This window comes from Nitrosovibrio tenuis, from assembly GCF_900109785.1.
Classification (GTDB): Bacteria; Pseudomonadota; Gammaproteobacteria; order Burkholderiales; family Nitrosomonadaceae; genus Nitrosospira; species Nitrosospira tenuis_A.
Genome location: NZ_FOBH01000032.1, coordinates 1 through 1,047 on the forward strand (window position 1 = coordinate 1; position 1,047 = coordinate 1,047).

Genomic DNA, 1,047 nt, shown 5'->3' on the forward strand with positions numbered 1-1,047 from the left:
TCCTTTGCCCAGCAAAGGCTGTGGTTTTTCGAGCAGTTGCATCCGGGCAGCGCGGTTTATCACTTGAGCACGGTGCTGACGTTCGATGGGTCGCTGGACCGCACGGCCCTGGAAGACAGCCTGGCCAGCCTGCTCGATCGCCATGAGGCCCTGCGCACCACCTTTACCGCGGTGGACGGCGTACCGGTGCAGCTCATTGCCCCGAGCCTGCGTCTTGATCTGCCGTTGGTGGATGTGAGCCAACCCTCCGCTGACTGCTTGGCGCGCGCCCGCGCGCATCACGCTGCGGCCCTGGCTGCTCCCTTCGATCTTACCCATGGCCCGCTGCTGCGCGCCAGCCTGGTGCGTCTTGAGCGCAGCTATCACTGGTTGGTGCTGGTGCTTCATCATATCGTCGCAGATGGCTGGTCGCTGGAAATCCTGCACCGCGATCTTCGCGCACTCTACGCCAGCAAAGTGAAAGGCGAGCAGCCAGCAGTGCCGGCGCTGCCGGCACTACCGATTCAATATGCCGATTTCGCCTGCTGGCAGCGGCGCATCCTGCAGGGCGAGCGACTGAACGGGCTGCTCGCCTACTGGCAGAAGCAATTGGAGGAGGCCCCGGCACAGCTTGCCCTGCCTTCCGACCGGCCACGTCCGGCACAGTCCAGCTATCGCGGCGGACGCTGTGGCGTAGGGCTCGATGCGGCGCTTACCGCACGCTTGCGCGCCCTGGGGCAAGATAAGAGCGCCACCTTGTTCATGACGCTTCTGGCCGCCTTTGGCGTGCTGCTGTCGCGCTACAGCGGACAAACCGATCTGGTAATCGGTACCCCCATTGCCAACCGCACCCGCAGCGAACTGGAAGGCCTGATCGGTTTTTTCGTCAACACGCTCGCCTTGCGCCTGGATCTGTCGGGCGATCCGTCATTTACCGCGCTGCTTGAGCGCCTGCGCATGGTGGCAACCGAGGCATACGCGCATCAGGATCTGCCCTTCGAGATGCTGGTGGCCAGGCTCGCCCCGGAACGCCATCTGAGCCAGGCCCCGCTCTTCCAGGTGATGTTT

1 protein-coding gene is annotated in these 1,047 nt (G+C 64.0%); it reads left to right on the plus strand.

Features of this window, described 5'->3' with window-relative positions; translation table 11 throughout:
- The coding region (locus tag BMX00_RS14250; RefSeq protein WP_245728105.1) for a condensation domain-containing protein at positions 1-1,047 on the plus strand (1,047 nt) is incomplete at both ends.